This window comes from Anabaena sp. CCY 9613, assembly GCF_963920895.1.
GTDB lineage: Bacteria > Cyanobacteriota > Cyanobacteriia > Cyanobacteriales > Nostocaceae > Cyanocohniella.
The window spans coordinates 336,527-351,597 of the sequence record NZ_CAWUDE010000001.1; the positions used below are offsets into that span (position 1 = coordinate 336,527).

14 protein-coding genes are annotated in these 15,071 nt (G+C 39.7%); 10 read left to right on the plus strand and 4 right to left on the minus strand.

The features are described from left to right. Nucleotides 1–7: 7 nt before the first annotated feature. From ACM0OT_RS01430 to ACM0OT_RS01440, 3 genes are all read left to right on the plus strand, one after another. Nucleotides 8–841 (plus strand): DNA alkylation repair protein, encoded by an 834-nt coding sequence (locus ACM0OT_RS01430; RefSeq protein ID WP_414562073.1) that lies wholly within the window; start codon nt 8–10, stop codon nt 839–841. Between the two features lie 10 nt (nt 842–851). Beyond that, nucleotides 852–1,163, plus strand: coding sequence for a hypothetical protein (locus ACM0OT_RS01435; protein ID WP_414562075.1), 312 nt, complete (start codon nt 852–854; stop codon nt 1,161–1,163). Nucleotides 1,164–1,590: 427 nt separating this feature from the next. Further along, nucleotides 1,591–3,177 carry a DUF6851 domain-containing protein gene (locus ACM0OT_RS01440; RefSeq protein WP_414562077.1) on the plus strand — a complete coding sequence of 529 codons (1,587 nt, stop codon included), beginning with the start codon at nt 1,591–1,593 and terminating at the stop codon, nt 3,175–3,177. Between the two features lie 476 nt (nt 3,178–3,653). Here ACM0OT_RS01440 and ACM0OT_RS01445 read toward each other — a convergent pair whose 3' ends face one another. Both ACM0OT_RS01445 and ACM0OT_RS01450 read right to left on the minus strand, forming a co-directional pair. Next, complete coding sequence (locus ACM0OT_RS01445) at nt 3,654–4,286, minus strand: hypothetical protein (RefSeq protein ID WP_414562079.1); 633 nt, start codon at nt 4,284–4,286, stop codon at nt 3,654–3,656. 68 nt (nt 4,287–4,354) lie between these two features. Further along, entirely contained in the window at nt 4,355–4,921 is a 567-nt protein-coding gene (locus ACM0OT_RS01450) for a DUF6658 family protein (protein ID WP_414562081.1), read from the minus strand. 629 nt (nt 4,922–5,550) lie between these two features. Here ACM0OT_RS01450 and ACM0OT_RS01455 point away from each other — a divergent pair. Next, nucleotides 5,551–5,922: a nuclear transport factor 2 family protein gene (locus ACM0OT_RS01455; protein ID WP_414562083.1), complete on the plus strand. Its 372-nt coding sequence runs from the start codon at nt 5,551–5,553 to the stop codon at nt 5,920–5,922. Nucleotides 5,923–6,523: 601 nt separating this feature from the next. Continuing rightward, nucleotides 6,524–7,447 (plus strand): lysylphosphatidylglycerol synthase domain-containing protein, encoded by a 924-nt coding sequence (locus ACM0OT_RS01460; RefSeq protein ID WP_414562085.1) that lies wholly within the window; start codon nt 6,524–6,526, stop codon nt 7,445–7,447. A 15-nt stretch (nt 7,448–7,462) separates the two neighbouring features. Here ACM0OT_RS01460 and ACM0OT_RS01465 read toward each other — a convergent pair whose 3' ends face one another. Continuing rightward, nucleotides 7,463–8,782: a hypothetical protein gene (locus ACM0OT_RS01465; RefSeq protein ID WP_414562087.1), complete on the minus strand. Its 1,320-nt coding sequence runs from the start codon at nt 8,780–8,782 to the stop codon at nt 7,463–7,465. A 357-nt stretch (nt 8,783–9,139) separates the two neighbouring features. On the opposite strand from ACM0OT_RS01465, the gene ACM0OT_RS01470 reads away from it, so the two are divergent. The 5 genes from ACM0OT_RS01470 to ACM0OT_RS01490 all read left to right on the plus strand — a co-directional run bounded on the left by ACM0OT_RS01470 (nt 9,140) and on the right by ACM0OT_RS01490 (nt 12,891). Then, nucleotides 9,140–9,739, plus strand: a complete 600-nt coding sequence (locus ACM0OT_RS01470; RefSeq protein WP_414562089.1) for a Uma2 family endonuclease — start codon at nt 9,140–9,142, stop codon at nt 9,737–9,739. Between the two features lie 798 nt (nt 9,740–10,537). Then, nucleotides 10,538–10,750 (plus strand): NAD(P)H-quinone oxidoreductase subunit L, encoded by a 213-nt coding sequence (ndhL, locus tag ACM0OT_RS01475; RefSeq protein ID WP_414562244.1) that lies wholly within the window; start codon nt 10,538–10,540, stop codon nt 10,748–10,750. Nucleotides 10,751–10,774: 24 nt separating this feature from the next. Further along, complete coding sequence (locus ACM0OT_RS01480) at nt 10,775–11,086, plus strand: DUF3007 family protein (RefSeq protein ID WP_414562091.1); 312 nt, start codon at nt 10,775–10,777, stop codon at nt 11,084–11,086. 78 nt (nt 11,087–11,164) lie between these two features. Beyond that, a complete protein-coding gene (gene trpA, locus ACM0OT_RS01485; protein ID WP_414562092.1) occupies nt 11,165–11,965 on the plus strand; it encodes a tryptophan synthase subunit alpha in 801 nt (266 codons plus the stop codon). Nucleotides 11,966–12,231: 266 nt separating this feature from the next. Then, complete coding sequence (locus tag ACM0OT_RS01490; RefSeq protein WP_414562094.1) at nt 12,232–12,891, plus strand: heterocyst differentiation related protein; 660 nt, start codon at nt 12,232–12,234, stop codon at nt 12,889–12,891. 133 nt (nt 12,892–13,024) lie between these two features. On the opposite strand, the gene ACM0OT_RS01495 is transcribed toward ACM0OT_RS01490, so the two are convergent. Then, nucleotides 13,025–14,926: a protein kinase domain-containing protein gene (locus ACM0OT_RS01495; protein ID WP_414562096.1), complete on the minus strand. Its 1,902-nt coding sequence runs from the start codon at nt 14,924–14,926 to the stop codon at nt 13,025–13,027. Between the last annotated feature and the right edge of the window lie 145 nt (nt 14,927–15,071).

Consider the following 15,071-nt stretch of genomic DNA (forward strand, 5'->3'; position numbering starts at 1 on the left):
TTAATGTATGAACCAAATTCAGGCAGAAAAACTGCAACTGAGAAAAGGTGCTAGAAAACGTTCAGAGATTCCTGATGAAGTTTTGCAATCGCTTAATCAAGGCAAGATTGAGACGGTGAATCTTGTAGAATGGCTTGCCATTGATATGTCAGTCTTACTAAAGAATATTTTGATGGAGTTGGATTTGGCTGATGTTCATAGACTGCATATAACATCTGCCATGATTCAAAATGTAGGTATCATTAAACGTTTGCAAGGAATTGGAGAGGCTCTATTTCATGTTTTAAAAGAGTGTGACAACCGTTTATCAGTTTTTGAATTTTTGGCTAACCACCCGTCTGATATGGTTAGAGATTGGGCTTGCTTTACAGTTGCAGCAGATAAATTTCTATCCTTACCAGAAAGGTTACAAGCAACCCGCAGATTTGCAGGTGATGGCAATATGTCTGTTAGAGAATGTGCTTGGGAATCACTACGTTCTTATCTGGTAGAGGATTTAGAATACAGCTTGAATTTATTACTTCCTTGGGTGAAAGATCCAGATCTCAACATCCGACGCTGTGCGGTAGAAGCTACCCGTCCTTGTGGTGTCTGGTGCAAACATATCCTAGCCTTAAAAGAACATCCTGAACCTGGTCTAATAATCTTAGAAGAAGTACGTTCAGATGCCAGCAATTATGTACAGCGTTCTGTAGCTAATTGGTTAAATGATGCTAGTAAAACTCGTCCTGATTGGGTAATAAATGTCTGTGACCGTTGGCAAAAAGAATCACCCACTCAAGCAACGAATTGGATAGTCAAACATGCCACTCGAACATTAAGTAAAAAGAAGAAAAAATAGGAGATTGTCGATGAACTCTAATGTTATAGAACTTGTAATTTTTCAAACCAACCCTGGTATTAATAAAGCAGATTTGATGGCAGCTGCTGATCAAACTATGGTCTTTTTGCAAAAACTAGATGGCTTTATATCCAGAGAACTTAGCTTAACTGAGAATGAAAGTCAATGGGTAGATATAGTGCATTGGCAAGATTTAAATACAGCACAACAAGCAGCTGATAAGTTTATCAAAGCACCTGAGTGCCAAGAATTTTTGGCAATGATTGATATACAACAAATGACGATGTTACATTTAAATTCAGTTTTGACAAAAAATGTTTAACTAATTCCCATTCCAGCAATTTTGGCAACAAATTACTTATCTGTTGAAACACAAGATAACCCTCTTCTGTCACTTTAGGGAAGGCCAATCGCTGAAAACCTTTCAGCGCTTTACTTTTCAGGTTTTGACTAGAAATTTTAGTTTCTATTAGAAAACAAAGGCTCAAAGCTTGATCAGATAAGAGTTCCAATGTTTCGCTGCGATTATTATTTTCCGAAAGTGACAGAACAGGGATAATCTGCATTGGGTGTTAATTTTAAGTTATTTGCTAAAAATTAGTATCAATGATTTTTTTAGGAATTTTGTAAAAAAATTTCTAAAATCAATACCCTATTTTTTATTGATCGCTTTTATCTATCAGATATGGTGCCTTTTTTCGTGAAAATTGTATAAGAACTAAAAATTTCCTAAAGTTATGATGATGAAAATGCCACTTTTGTTCCATAAAAAATTAATCTTTGTATTATGTGGATTAGTTAGTATATGGACATTTAGCCCAATACGAACATTAGCAATAGACTTTTCTTTATCACCAGAAGAAGATGATCCGGTTCTTCTTTGGAACCAGATTACTCTCCAAGCAATCAGCAACACGAACCTTGGTCCCACCCCCGCTTCCCGTGCTTTAGGTATGGTGCATACCAGTATTTTTGATGCCTGGGCAGCTTACGATCCAGTGGCAATCGGCACTCAATTAGGTGACACTCTGCAAGTCTTACCCGATCTGATTACTGTAGAAAATAAACAACAAGCAATCAACTACGCAGCTTATAACACGTTGGTGGATTTGTTTCCCACTCAAAAACCTTTGTTTAATAACCTAATGAACAAACAGGGTTACGATTACAGCGTTACATCCACTGACATAAATACAGCAGCAGGAATTGGTAACTTTGTTGCTCAGAAATTATTAGATTTTCGACATATTGATGGCTCCAACCAATTAAATAATTACGCTGACACCAGTGGATATAAGCCTGTCAATACCTGGGATAAGATTATCGATCCAAATCATTGGCAGCCATTGAGTGTAGACAACGGCCAAAACGTTCAGAAATTTCTTACGCCTCATTGGGGCAATGTCACCCCTTTTGCTTTGAAATCCGGCGAACAGTTTTTACCACCTTCACCCGCTCAATTTGGTACTCAAAAATACATAGACCAAGCCTTGAAAATTATTGAATACAGTGCCGAACTTACCGACGAACAAAAAGTAATTGCAGAATACTGGGCAGACGGACCCCACACTGTACTGCCTCCCGGTCACTGGAACCTCTTTGGCGAATTTATCTCAGTCAGAGATGGGTTAAGCCTTGATGATAATGTCAAACTGTTTTTTGGTTTGAGCAACGCCGTTTTTGATGCTGGTGTGGCTGTTTGGTATGCCAAGGAATATTACGATTATGTCCGTCCCATCACAGCCATCCGATATTTAGCCAGCAACGATCTTCTGCCAGACGATAATCCTTATGTCCGCACTAATCCAGAAACAGGTATTCAAGAAATATTTACATGGGGTGGTCCCGATCAAGGTTCAAAGTGGATAGATGGCTCAACTTGGCTCCCATATCAGAAAATTAGCTTTGTTACACCTCCTTTTGCTGAATACGTATCAGGACATAGTGCCTATAGTGCTGCTAGTGCAGAGATTCTCAAGCGATTCACAGGTAGTGATGATTTTGGTGGATGTCATACACAATTGGCAAATAGCTCTACCTTTGAAAGTAATACACCAGCAGTTGAGGTACAACTTTGTTGGGATACTTTCTCTAATGCTGCGGATGAAGCAGGAATCTCTCGGCGCTACGGTGGTATTCACTTTGAAGACGGGGATATATATGGAAGGGCAATAGGACGAAAAGTTGGTACTGCTGTGTGGGATAAAACTCAATTTTATATAAATGGTGGAAAACAAGCTCAAAATATTCCCGAACCAACACCTATATTAGGTCTATTAGCCTCTGCTATTTTATCGTTCTTCTATCACTTTAATCAAAAAAAACGCCTAATGTGAATTAAATAGGTTGAGACTGAAAGGTAAGAACATCAATACCAAAACGCCGACGGATGAATAACCCTATTCTGTCCCTCTGAAAAAAGAAAAATCTGAGCCAAATCTTCAATCTTAAGACTTGTCCGGAATATGATTTGGGTACAAAAAAGTGGTAGAAAGTAAAATTGACCTGCTACCACTACTTAATTAAATGATTAGTATCTTTGATTATATACGAATGGCACTAAGAAAAGCTCTAAGCTATATGGGGTAAATGCTACAGATTTAATGCCCCCTACCAGAATAATGGTATGAGTCAGGCGATCTGCTGAAAGCAGCAGCGCTGACTACGAAATGAATTTTAATGATTTTACATTGCTTAACATAGTTTGATTTTTTCTCGCCGACTTACTAAATTATTAATGAAAACCCCGGCTTCATAAAGAAAACGGGGTTATTTAATTCAGCTAAATTAACCTGAAATAACAACTGAGAGATTAATCTAAATCTAAAGTTCTTTTCGCTGCGTCAGCTGTATCCTGGGCTTTGCGTTGGAGAGTAGTTGTAGTGTCTTCAGCACTGCGTTTAACGTTCTTGCTCAAGTCTGTAGCCGCACGTCCAGTATTTTGTTGGATATTTTCTACTCCGCGTTGAGTATTTTGTTTGATATTTTCTACTCCGCGTTGAGTACCTTTAGTCACACCTTCACCTAATTCTTCAGCAGAACTGCCGATATTATCTCCTAGGCGCTTGACTCGTTTATCTAAGGGTGTACCTTCTTGAAAATTACGGATATATTCATCGGTACTATCAACACCTTTTAGTTCCACATTTCTCCGGGCATTTCTCGCTAGTGCGTCAGCTCGATCATTTGCTGCTTTTTCAGCGGCTTTAGCTCGAGGATCTACATCGCTAAAATTGTTCATTCCTCCCTGAGGCTGGTTGAGTTCATAATTTTTGGTAGCGTCGTACCGTTCAACATTAGGTGGTTGGGCGCTGGGCTGCGGTGGCTGTTGTGCGATTCCCGGACGATTACAAGCCTGTGCCATAAATAAAAATGTTGCTGCCAAAAAGACAGTTAACATTTTTACAGGACGGATACTTTTTAGCCAATTCATGACTCTGTTCATAGTGTTACTCCTTGAATGCTTGTTACTAAGTTAAACGTGAGATCAAACCAGAGAACAAAACCACAGTTCTATCTACGCACTGCTGGATTTTTTTGTAATTCTGGTCTGTTACTTGCTTCCTCTGCTTTGTCTGTCAAAAAGTCGGAAGCTTCTTGCACTGAATCTTGAACAGTTTCAATGCGTTCTTGAATACGAGTTCCTACACTGGGTTCTCGTTGAATCAAACCACCAGCTTCAGGTTTTTGAAAGTCTTTTTCAGTAATGATTGGCAATTCTCTTTCTTTTTGCAATCTACCTGCTGGTGTCTCGGCACCAGGGTAAAGTATTCCGGAGTCTTTATGTGCTGCTATCAATACTGGGAAATCGGACTGTAAACTAGCTCGATTATTTCCTTTCTCACCTTCGGCATCAATTACTTTTGGGTCGGTGGTCATGTGATATTTGGTATAGTTATCTCCACCGTTCTTATAAGGATTGTTGGCGCCACCAGCTTGTACAGCAGGATTATTGGGATTTGCACCTTGAGGATTTGCACCACTACAAGCCGTGGTAACTATCAATAATAGACCAGCTATAAAAATAGTTAATATTTGGCGTAGTTTGAGCTTTTTCCAAAAAGCCATCACACTGTTCATCAAGTCCTCCTTATTACGGGAAAATAGGTTATTTGTTTGCTTAATATGTTTATTTGAATTTACAAGACAAATATTTAATAACCCTTATTAAGATTAGGAATAAATAAAATATTTCGCCTCTAGCGTAGGTCACATTCTTTTAGCTACTGAACGAGGAATTTTATCTAACTCTAGAGAGATATATTTTTGCTAAGTATTTTGGTGGCAGCAATGAAGATATATTGATTTTTTATTCTTATTCAATAATGTATACATTGTTAAATGTCTTATATTATTAATTTCAGCCCTTAGTAAGATATTCAAGATGCCGTTTTAATATATGTTTAGCAAACTATTTAGGTTAATTAACCTAAATTCCTGGGTAGCAAAATCACCTCAAATAGATAAGTTGTGATTATAATGATACATAGTAATAAATCCCTAAGCTTACCAATTACAACATTATCAAATAACCCGTAAAGCTGCTATTTAAACTGGATATGATGGTATGTATTGAATAGCAATGAAATATAGTTTTATTTTGCTGGAATATTTGAAAACTCAAAATGGTAAGTATATGTAGAGGGCTATTATTAGGGTTCATTTATCTTACTGTTACTTTTAATACACCTGCATTTGCCCAACAATTTATGAATCCACAAGATATTCGCATATTGATTGAACAAGCTAGAGATGCCTGGGTTACTCAAGATATTGATGCGATCGCTCAGTTGTTTACAGATGATGGCGAACTCATTCTACCTGGTCAACATTGGCAGGGAAAAGAAAAAATCCGGGAAGAACTTAGTCATTTTCCACAACAGTATTCAGATGTCAAAATAGAGATCCACCGCCTGATTATTCAAGGCGACCAAGCAGCAGTGGAGTGGTACTATGAAGACACTGAAAAAGCAACAGGTCATCGTAATAAAGCTGATGATGTAATTGTGGTAGATTTCCAAGATGGTCTTATTAGTCGTTGGCGAGAATATTTCGACACCCAAACGCCTTTGACCAGATAAAATTAGCAATAAATATACCTTAATTGCTTTAGTTGATAAATGAATTATCTAAGACAATTAAGGTAATTTCACAAATTTAATTAAATTAAGACAATAGACGTTTACTACCTCAGACCGCTCTGATGAAGGGTTTCGCCTTCCTCTGGTAGTAACAAAGTGGAAGAAGCGACAAAAACTCCACACCGTTATTGCCGTTTATATGCACTGTTCAAACATCTGCCGTCGCTCTACTTCGATGTCTGATAATGGGCCACTGCGGCAAAACACCCAATCCAGTGCTGTTTATTCGTTATTGACTATAGAATAACTGCTTGCTAACAGTAAAAGCGTCATTCTTGAGTGGTAATTATATTCAGCCGAGAGATCTAATTAGACAACTTACTCATGTGTATCAAACAGAGGAGGCATAGTGAGAAAGCTGAGATTTAAAACCCTTTGAAACTTGGAGTAAGAACGTCTGCGATTCCTAGGTCGCGCTGAGTGCAAGACACACACTTAGCGAACGCGATCGCATCAGCATCTCTGTTCAGAATATAGTTAATATTACTTAATCCCTACCACAAGAAGCATAGGTGGCTGCTTGATCTGTTAAATTACCAAAATGATAAAGCAAATTTTACGCTGGTTAATTTTGGGCGGGACACTATTTTTTTTAGTGAAAGCCTTGAACAATCACTGGTCTGAAGTGACATCTATCCAAATTGATGCAGTAGGATGGTCAATTTTAGCGATGGCCATAGGTGTCACTTTACTGGCACATACTTGGGGAGGTTGGATCTGGACTCAGATTCTCCAGGAATTAAATCAACCTGTGCCGACTTCACAGTTTGTTCAAGTTTACCTCAAAACGAATATTGCCAAATATTTACCAGGTAATGTCTGGCATCATTATGGGCGAATCGTCGCGGCAAAAAATGCTCAAGTTTCTGCTGGTGCGGCTACTTTAAGTGTGTTGCTAGAACCATTATTACTGGCGGCTGCTGCTTTAATTATCATTATTTTATGTGGTAGCCAATTTGCTGTTACTCATACAACTTTAGGCATACAAGCATTACAATTTTTCAGTTTAGCTGTGGTACTGTGTGCAGTTCATCCCTGGTTTTTGAACCCAGTAATTCGTTTGGTATCCAAATTAAAGGCGAAAAAGTCTGTAAATAACAGTCCACCTATTGTTGCTTTCAAACTTAAGCGTTATCCTCTCAAACCATTATTAGGTGAACTAGGTTTTTTAGTCTTGCGTAGCACTGGATTTATTTTAACTGTATTAGCCTTAACTTCCTTAAATATCAATCAAATACCTTTACTGCTAGGGGCGTTTAGCTTTGCATGGTTACTAGGATTTATTGTTCCTGGTGCGCCTGGTGGATTGGGTGTATTTGAAGTCACTGCGATCGCCTTGTTGCAGCACCGCTTTCCATCTGCTGTGATTATTAGTGCGATCGCTTTATATCGACTCATTAGTATCATCGCTGAAACCGCTGGCGCAGGGTTGGCTTGGCTCGATGAACGCTTGGCTAGGTCTTAAATTTTCATTCCATTTCTATATATCTTCTCTCAATTGAGAAAATACACGGTAAGCATCCAAATTAGACTGAGTGTGACAAACTTGTTGATTTTTTGGCATTTTAATCAAGTTATAGTCCACATTTTCTGCATAAATGGCAAAAGTTATATTAAAAATTTCTATAAAGTTAATTAACCACTTACATTCGTCGGCTGAATAATCTTGGTAGTAACTAATTAAATTTGCAATTCGCACTTCTAAATGACTACGGGCATTTTTGCAAATTAGAATAATCTTTAACAGTATAATTACTAATGTAAGAGCATGACCCTGAGAAAGTAACAAAATAAATAATGGTGCAGGTTCCTGGTTATTGTTAATAGTTAAAGAATCAATAAATCGATTACAAATTCTCAGCAATAAGTGCTTGTGGATAATCTCTTCGTCGTGTTCAACCTTCCAAGAAGATAAGTTATTTGTCAATTCCTGATGCAAAACTGCTACTAATTCCTGGTTTCTTACAGAAAAAAATAAATATTTTATTATATTATCTTTAAAATCTTTTAAGGTTTGATTTTGAGTTTGCTTAATAAATATATGAGCAATGTTTTCATAACTAAATACTCCTTTTTTTACGATAATCATTTTGATTAAGCGCAAAACATTATCTCCCAATATACTGGGATTTTTATAGCGATTTTTACTTGAAGCAATAGACTGAGAACGAGCAATATACATTGCTAATTCAAATTTGAATCTTTCTTTCATCTGCAAAGAAAGTATTCTCGCCGCCTCTTGTTGCTCCAGGGAATTATTAATATCAAAAGACTGAGCAACTAATAAATAAGCTGTATAACGCGTAGTCCAGTGTTCTTGGCTTTTTGCTTCATATTTATTAGCAAATAGCTTGAGTTCTTCATAGTCTTTACTGGAGATAAATCTTTTTAACCAGTTTTTGTAGATATCTAAGTTTTCATGATTATTTGATTCTTGTTTAGGAGAATATTTGGTAAACAAGTTAATCAATTCTTGAATGTATTTGTGTTTTCTTTTAGATGCCCAATTATTTACTAAAATGTAGCAGCTGCGTTTAATCGTATTACGAAATATATACTCATTACTGAGATAATTAATTATATTGATTGCTGATAAGTTATCTCCAATATTTATATCTAGACAGTCTATAAATAACCGTTTAAATTCCCGTAAAACATCATGAGGTGACCATATATTGACAATTTCTACTAAATAATTATAAATTGCCTCCTCTTGTTTAATTTGTAAATTTAACTGGGGAGAATTGGAATTAATAACATCTTCGTGTTTTTGAATATTCGGTAAACTGGTAGCGGTCATGTTAGTTCTCAAGACAAATAAATTTTCTGTCCTATTGGTATCAGCTTACCCTTGCTAGCCCATAGGATCAATCTATGTATTCAAAGATTCAGTAATGTTTAGAGATAATTTGATAAATTTACGGAGAACTCTCATTAAATATTAAATTTATGGGGAAAAATTACGAATAATTACTGAGATGTCACCAATGGTATTATGAAGACTATGAGATTCGGCTACAAACCTTCCTCGATGAACAAGCATTGTTAGACGAAGAGTAGGGCATTACGGATAAATCTATTTGTGTAACATAAATTGCATCAGATATTTGTATATATGTAAAGTGTGCGAGTCATCCAATCCAGGAGTTTCCCCACAATGATCGCAGCCAAAGACAACGCCCCCCACCTCACCCCAGACGAGTACTTTGCCTGGGAAGCCACCCAACTGGAAAAACACGAATACATCCACGGCAAAGTTTACGCCATGAGCGGCGGTAGCATCAATCACGGTCGTATCGCCATCCGCTTCACCGCTATGTTCGACAGCCACTTAGAAAATACAGGTTGCATCACCGGAAATTCTGATGTCAAAGTCAATATCTTTGGCAGTAATAACTATACCTACCCAGATGCCAGTGTCACCTGCGATGATCGGGACAAAACCACCACCCAATACATCACATACCCCTGCCTCATAGTCGAAGTCCTCTCTGCTACCACCGAAGCCTACGACAGAGGCGGCAAATTCCGCATGTACCGCCAAAACCCAGTCTTAATCGATTATTTACTAGTCAGTTCCACTAGCATCGAAATCGACCTGTATCATAAAAACGAAGCAGGTGACTGGTTGATTATTAACTACAAAGTAGGCGACACAATCGAACTCAAAAGCATTAACCTCAATTTCCCCGCTGAAAAAGTCTATCGCGGTTTAACCTTCACCCCAGACACTCCAACAGACATCATTAGGGAATAGGTAGTTGTAAGCATAAGCTTGCCGTTGCGGCAAAGTTATGGGTAAAGTCACAAGGCAGGCCAATGGAAGATTTCATTTTTGAGTGGGGGTGGAGGGACTTGAACCCTCACGACTTTTTACAGTCAACGGATTTTCATTCTCTTGCAGCTTTCACTACTGCCAGGTTTTAATAACCTCCGGCTTTGAGAATTGGACTCTCCCTTTACCCTCGGCTTAACGTTAGGGTAGCTCCCGTCGAGTCTCTGCACCTTCCCTTAATTTTTAGTTCTGGGTCTGGGATTGATGGACAATCTCACATCTAAAACTGAAAATTTTTGGGCTTGGCTCAGGATTGCCATATCTGTTAACAGATTTAGGTTTCCCTGAGTTTGAGAGCTTACACTTGAAAGATTTCTCGATCAAGGCTCAGTTGTCTAAGTCCGTAGCGTCTACCATTCCGCCACACCCCCTCGTTTATGAGGAGCTTTTTATTCTTTAGAGGTAGCAAATACCTCCTCATCTATTCCATCATCAATTGTGTCTTTTGTGCAACTAAATTGAAAGTTTTTTTTCCAGAGTCAGAAGGAAGTGTTTGTTGTTGCTTCTATATTTATCTGGATGAGCTTTTTCAATTTTTTTTGACAAAAACAGTTCTTGGTTACTGGCTTTGCCATTGTAGCATCTATATCGGCAGATGCAAGCAATTTCAGCAAATTCATCTCAAAAGCACAACAGCGAGACTTTCCTCAGGTTGGGGGTTCAGCCTATGATGGAAATATAGATGCACTCAATGCTCTTGTCCACTTAGAGAAAGAATTTATGATTGTCGCCCTGCTGTATCTGGTTTTAGCTGGAGCTTACCTGTTGGCAATCCCGGTTGCTATCATGCTGTATCTCAAGCAGCGCTGGTATGTAGCTAGCTCCATTGAGCGGACTGTGATGTATTTTATGGTGTTTTTATTCTTGCCAGGGTTGTTGGTTTTATCGCCATTCGTCAATCTTCGACCCCGGCCCAGACAAATTGAAGTTTAACGAGATTGGTAGGTCATAACTCTCATGCGACGCATTGATGCTATTGGAATTGGCTTGGGTGTTTTTATTGCTGGTGGCTTGGCATATGTCGGATTACAGCTAGTGGGTTTAGATGGTCAACAAGCTGGTATTTGGAGCCAAGTCTTGCTAGTCAGTGCTTTGATTGGCTGGTTATTCACCTATGTATTCCGTGCGGTGGGAAATAAAATGACCTACCACGAACAACGCGAAGAGTACGAAAAAGCTTTTCTGCAAAAAAGACTGGATGAACTATCTCCCGAAGAATTAGCGAAACTTCAGGCGGAAATAGAACAAGATGAGCAGACTCAGGTGTAAAGTGATCATTGGTCAGTTGTGTATTGTTTGTGAACTGGCCACTGACCATGCCAATTTGTGACTCATAACACTCGACTCATGACCGCCATTTCTGACTGCTTTCAAACCTTGGGACGAAATCAAGAATGTGCTTTGATTCCGTTTATTACTGCTGGTGACCCCGATTTAGAGACAACAGCCGCAGCGTTGCAGATTTTGGATCGCAATGGAGCCGATATTATCGAACTCGGTGTGCCTTATTCTGATCCGTTAGCTGATGGGCCAGTGATTCAAGCTGCTGCTACCCGCGCCTTGCAACGGGGAACGAAATTAGAAGCAGTGCTGGAAATGCTGCAAGCGACTACACCGAGTTTGCGATCGCCTATTATCCTGTTTACTTATTACAACCCCATTTTGCACCGTGGCATTGATAAGTTTCTCCAAGACATTGCTGGTGCTGGGGTATCAGGGTTAGTAGTACCCGATTTACCTCTAGAGGAAGCTGCGGGTTTGCTGGAACCAGCCAGTAAAATTGGCATTGATTTAACTTTATTGGTGGCTCCTACTAGTTCAGCCGAACGCATAGAAGCCATCGCGCGAGCGTCCCAAGGTTTTATTTATTTGGTCAGTGTCACGGGCGTCACAGGGATGCGATCGCAAATAGAATCTCGTGTATCAGATTTATTAACAAGTATTCGTAATGTTACTGATAAACCCATTGGCGTAGGATTTGGTATTTCCGAAGCAGCACAAGCGAAGCAAGTCAAAGAATGGGGCGCAGATGCCGCCATTGTCGGCAGTGCCTTTGTTAAACGTTTAGCAGAGGGGACACCAGAACAAGGACTAAAGGCGATCACCGAATTTTGTCAAAGCCTCAAGGCTGCTATTAAAACAACCTAGTGCTAGCAAAACTACTCAATCTTGCACAGAAAGAGAAAGTAGATTAAAAAAGATAACAGCGTCGTTTTTTTACCCTTGTTGAGTGGACAATTTAGCGGATATAGTTTTGAATATTAACAGCAGATAGTAGGCTGTAAAAAAAACTAGCTAATACGGTCGCTTATAGTTGAGTGTTATGTGACGTTGAGTAGGCGAAATAATGATGAGTGTGAGAGTGAGTCAGTCGCAAATGATAGTAGTTACGTCGCAATTGAGAGGCAAAGGCGATGAGTGAGAGTATGGCATTTATCGGCGGAGTTGCCGTAGCTGGGCTGGCGGCTCTTGTAATGCTCAGGGGTGCAAACACTCCCATGCAAAGTAATTTCGCTATACCTTCTCCCCAGATGCCGGCTAATTTAGCGCCGCCCATGATGCAGCAGCCCCCCATGTATCCGTCGCCTTACAATCCATACTACAATCCTAATTTCAATCCCCAACCTGCGGCTCCCAATCCAGAGCAGCGTGTGGAAATGGAACGGATGAACATGCAGTTGGAGCGTTTAAAAAGTGACAACGAACAGCTGCGGGAGACAAATAGACAACTCCAGTTCCAATTCCAAAATTACAATAACCAGCAACTGCAAATGGCTCAACAAAATAGCCAAAAAGTTGCATCAGAAGTCTTAAAGCCACAAGACCCGTGGTGGTCTTCACCCATCGTTTGGGCAGTAGGAGGGGCAACACTTACCATTGGTGGTGGTGTCGTAGTTGCTGGTGTATTGGCTTTATTTTCGCCACGGCAGCGTCCTACTCGGACAGTACAAGTAATTCATCCTTACCAGGGTGCAACACCGCCTTTAGCTCCTGTGCGTCGCGCTGAATTTTTACCTTCGGCTCGAGTTGAAGCTAGACGAGTTGAAGCCCCAGAATACGACGAGATGCATTAAGAGGTAATTCGTAATTACGATTAGTGAAAGTTTTTACTGGCTGTTTAATTACGAATTATTGATTATTTTTGTAAATTGATGCTCAGATCCCTCATTGGTGCAAAAAGTTGGGGATCTGTTTTGTTGTAGAATCTTATTCCTGTGCTTCATCATTGGCACTAGGATTATTAGTAGCAGGTGGGTTTTCAGAATTGGCAGCTTCCTTTTGGGACTGATGTTGATTATTGGAATTTTCTGCTGGAGGAAATGCCTGCTTTGCCAAATTTTCGGCTGCTTGTTGAAATAATGGTTGTATTTTGTTGCGCCAATATTGAGTATCGGGTAATTTTTCGGGATGGTTTTTATAATCTAAAACTTTATCCCATTGACCATCTTCTATAGCTTTATTGATCTCATTAAATATTGCGTCTGCTTTCGCCCAATCTTGCTGCCACTGGGCAATAATGGCGCCTGTCTCTCTAATACTAGAAGAAGCATTGCCGGGAATAGACCGTAGCAAAGCGATCGCCCCCCGGATATCGCCTGATTCATACTTCTGTTTTGCTTGTGCCACAACTTTATCACTGTTATCACTAGGTTGTGATTCATTTGATATGTCTATGGGCGTAGGAGATGGAGTTGCTACATTGCTAGGTTTTGGTTTGGGTTGAGGAATTGGTCTAGCTGTAATTAAGGAAGTATCATCTACTGTGTTAATAGCCAAACCTTTGTCTCGGAGGCAAGCCACCCATTGTTCATTATTGGCAATCACATCCTGGTGCGCCCAAGCCAAACGGCCAGAATTAAGTTTTACTTCTATCCAACCACGTTTTGTACGATTACCAGTCACCTCTAAGTTGGTGTTACTGCCAACGGACTGCAAAACATTGTCAGAATTAATAGAACTAGGTTCAGAACGAATATTAGAATTACCTGTAATTACAGCTACACAACTATTTGTTGCTGGACGATTACCTGTAAAATTAGCAGCTAAATTTCTCATATTAGGATACACATTTGCTGCCAAAGCAGCCGCCCCACCTGCCAAAAATAAACCAATTAAAAACGGCCACGGATCGGATTTGCTAGTTTCTTGGTGAATGGGTTTAGCCGCCACAGGATTTGCTGGCGCTACGGCAACGGTTTTGTGTGGGGATACTTGAGATAACGATTTAGTAGGCTGGTAGCGTTGATTTTGGGGAAATGCTGGAGGTATGGCAGGTGTAAACACCGGATTCATGATGCTTGTACAAGCTTGCAGCGCTTCTGTAGCATTTTGGTAGCGGTCTTTGAAGTGATAACGCACCATTTTGTTTAAGACAGCGGCCAACCGGTAATTTACGTTTGTTAAATGCTGCCAGAGAATTTCTCCAGTATTAGGGTCTTCTTGTAATTCTCCTGCTGTTAGTCCTGTCAGCGCTTGAATGGCAATAATCCCCAGGGAATATATATCACTATTAGGACGCGGTTTACCTTGTCCTTGTTCTGTTGGCATATAGCCAGGAGTACCGATAACGACTGTAGCAGTTGGTTGTCCGCCCACGGTTACCAATTGCGATCGCAATTGCTTAACTGCCCCAAAGTCTACTAAAACTAATTTTTGATCAGCAGCACGACGAATAATATTATCTGGTTTAATATCGCGGTGAATCACGCCTTGGCCATGGACAAATTCGAGCAGTTTCAGAACTTCTTGCAACAGTTGAATAACTTGGCTTTCACTCCAACGCTGACCGGGGATGAGTTCCTCAGCTAAGGTCTGTCCAGGAATAAATTCTTGGACTAAATAAAATTCCTGGTTTTCATCAAAGTAAGCCAGTAGGCGGGGTATCTGGTCATGATTGCCTAAATTTTCTAAGGTTTCCGCTTCGCTGTTAAATAAACGCTGGGCGGTTGTAAAAACTCTGGGGTCGGAAGTTGCAGGCTTGAGGTGCTTGACAACACAGATAGGGTTGCCGGGTCGCCTGGTATCTTGGGCAATATAGGTTTGACCAAATCCCCCTTGGGCCAGGACTCGGATAACTTGGTAACGATGGTCTAGTAGCTTGCCTATCATATTTTCCCCTCAGAGTTATTACCTAATTTTCCTGCTGGTAATAAATATCTCCAATTTTTTTTGTATGAAATCCGCTATCTTGAGATAAAGATTTAAACTAAAAAATCAGCTTTTTAATAAACACAGACTTGTTTATTTGTCTTTT